Here is a 3,221-nt window from a genome sequence, read left to right on the forward strand (position 1 = left end):
CGCCGGTGGTGGTGGCCGCCGCCGCACTGGCCACCGCGCGCACCGCGGCGGCCGGCGCCGCGCTCGGCGGCGTGGTGACCACCTTCTTCTTCAGGTCGGCGATGAAGCTGGAGATCTGCTCCTGCGAAGCGGTCGCGGTCTCGGCCTGGGCGATCGTCGCCAGCACCGGCGAGACCGCGAGCCGGGTCGCCGCGGTGGTGCCCAGCATCAGCTGGCGCACGCGGTAGACGTCGGTCTGCACCTTGACGAAGCCGTAGTCGACCAGGTCGTCGGCGCGGTCGGTGCGCGACTTCAGGTAGGCCGAGAAGCCGTCAATGCCCAGCAGGTAGAGCTGCATGCGCTCGTGCGCCGACAACACCTGCAGCGCCGGCTGTGTGAACAGGTCGTCGAGTGCCGCCACCTTGCCGTTGATCGAGGCGGCCGAGGGGGCGCGCAATTGCGCGGCGGTCAGCAGGTTCCAGCCCGGGTTGGTGGTCGGCCCGCCGCCGGCCGCATCGCTGACCGCGATCCAGGGACGCTCGGTGATCGGCGCGCCGGTGGCGGCGGTGGTCAATGCGCCCGCGGGGCCGAACACCGCGAAGCCGTCGAACTGCATGAAGTCCAGCGCGGTGAAGGCGGCGCCGTTGGGCAGGTCGAGCGCCGACAGCGCGACCGACAGGCGGGCCCAGCCTCCAGGCTGCGGCAGCGGCCCGGCATAGACGCCGGCATGCGCTTCGGCGACGTTCGACGGGATCTGGTTCCAGCCCCAGTAGACGCGCCGCGCGATGTTGCCGTCGCGCACCCGCCACTGCAGCTGGATCTCGCGCGGCGGATCGTTCGGGTCGAGGTAGACCCAGGCGTACAGGCTCTCGGTCGGCTGCACCGCGAAGGCCGGCGGCCGCGGCGTCGGCGCCAGCGCGATGTCGTAGCTGTGGAAATGCAGGCCCTTGGCCGGCGCATCCGCATGGCCGCCCGAAGTGAAGGGCGGCGCCGCGGGCGTGGCCGGCAGCACGCCCAGCGTGGGCTCGAACGGCGCCCACAGATCGTTCGCGGCCAGCATTTCCCAGCCGTCGTCGCCGAACTGCTGGGCTCCGTCGGGCAGCACGTTGCAGAACCACTTGCGTCCGCTGGCGCCGCTGCCGCTGCCGGTCATGCCGTAGGCGGCGCGGCCGTCGAACAAGGTGAAGGCCATGCCGTCGAGCGTGGCGTTGGCGACGCCGACGCTGGCCGCCGGCACCTCGAGCCGGACCCAGCCGCCCAGCACCGGCAGTTCGCCCATGCGCTGCCGCGAGGGCGTGCCGTCGGCGCCGAAGGCGATCAGGTTCTCGCCCCAGTAGGCGCGATGCTCCCAGTCGGCGCCGGCCACGTGCCACTGCAGCATCAGCGTGCGCGGCGGATTGTCGGGGTCCAGGTTCACCCAGCAGTAGAGCCGTTCGCCGCCCGGCGCCAGCGTCTGGGTGGCGCGCTCGAAGTAGTGCTGGTGCAGCCCCGCCACCAGCCGGCTGCGATGGCCGCCGCCCGCCGGGGCCGGGCCCCAGGGCGAGAGCGTTTCGGTCTCGACCGCGTCGTCGTCATCGTTCCAGGCCACCACCTGTGGTGACTGGCCATCGAGTCCGTGCTGGAGCACCGACTGCCGCACCCGCAGCCCCTGCCGCAGCCCCAGCACGCGCGAGCGAACCAGCAGGAAGCGGTCGAGCGTGCGCTGGAAGTCCGGATCGGGGGTCTCGTTGGTGATCAGCAGGCGCGGCTCCCACGAGGCCAGCGGTACCGGCACCAGCAGCCGCACGCTTTCGCTGGCCCGCATGTCGAGCGGCGCCAGCGCCGCGTTGGCGCGTGCCGCGATGTCGAGCTGCTCGACCGGCACCGGCACCGCATCGATGTCGAAGCCGGCCGGGAAGAAGGCACTGCGGCGCGTCACCGGCTCGTAGCAGTTGCGCGGCAGCAGGCCCATCGGCGGCAGGAAATTCGGGAACGAGGGCGCCAGTTGCTCGGGCGTGAGCGCAGCTTCGGCAGACAGCGCGGCGACCTCCTCGGCGAACTGCTCGATGCGCGCCTGCTGCAGCGAAGGCAGCCGGCTGCTGGCCACCAGCAGCGGCGCGCCGACGGTACCGGTGGCGAGCTGCAGCCGCGCGTTGCGCGCCAGGCCGCCGCGGCGCACCACGCTCGCGCGGTCGGCCCACAGCGGCTGCTCGGTGGCGAGGTCGAGCTGCACCAGCGCCACCGGCACGCCCCAGCCTTCCCACGGCAGCGCGCTGGCGGCAGGCAGTTCGGCTTCGGCCTCGAAGATGGTCCAGGCCAGCGCATTGCGCGCGCCCGGACCGGGCGCCGGCAAGCTGCGCCATTCGCTTGGCCACACGTACCAAAGCAGCCGCACGGCGTCGCCGATGCGCCAGTCCTCGAACACGCTCGGGTCGCCGGTAGCGCCCTCGTCGCAGGCCGAGCGCTCGCAGGGGTCCTCGGGATCGAACTCCGAGGTGTCGGCTAGCGCCGGTTGCAGCAGCAGGATTCCGGTGCTCGGCAGGGTCGCCCGCGAAGCGGCGGGCAGCGCACCGAGCGCGGCGCCGATCTCGCGCGGGTTCAGCGAACCGTCGGCGGTCGGCGCACCGACGCCGCTGCCGTCCTCGAAGAAGCCCGGCGGCGCGATCACGGGCACGTCGGCCAGCGTGGTCGAGAGCGGCTGCCGCAGCACGGCATCCTCGCCGGTCACCGCGAGCCCGCGGCCGCTGCCGACATGCACCTCGACGTCGGCGAAGCGGGTACCGCCCGCGGCGCCGCGCACCAAGGCCTCGAAGCCGTCGACCGTGCCGGGCACCCAGTCCTGGCCGCGCTGCGCGATGTGGCCGGCCTGCCAGGCCTGGCGCTGCGCCAGCGCGCCGGCCGACAGCGCGCGGCCGGCGAAGAGGTTGAGCCGCCGCTGCCAGAAGGTGGAGACATCGGTCGCGTTCTCGGGCGACAGCGCCAGCACTCTTTCACCGGCAAGCGGCGTGGCAATGGGTCGGATGGCCATGGCGGTTCCTTGTGGCGTGCTCGGTGATCGGGGCGGTGTCGTTCAGGCGGGCTTCTTGTGCGTCGCTTTCTTTGCCGCGGCCCGGGAGGAAGCCTTGGGGCTCGTCGACCGAGAAGCCGGCTCGGCGGCCGAAGCCCGGGTGGTCTTCTTCGCGGCCGCCTTCTTCGCAGCCGCCTTCTTCGCGACCGCTGCCTTCGGCGCAGCCGATGGCGCCTCGACCCGCACGGCGCGCGGC

At 73.1% G+C, this 3,221-nt stretch carries 1 pseudogene; it reads right to left on the minus strand.

Annotated elements, in window-relative coordinates:
• Window positions 1-2,986, minus strand: a pseudogene (locus AC1DY5_RS48705) (hypothetical protein); the annotation flags it as partial.
• Window positions 2,987-3,221: the final 235 nt, after the last annotated feature.

It is taken from the genome of Variovorax sp. P4_D9 (genome assembly GCF_056401695.1).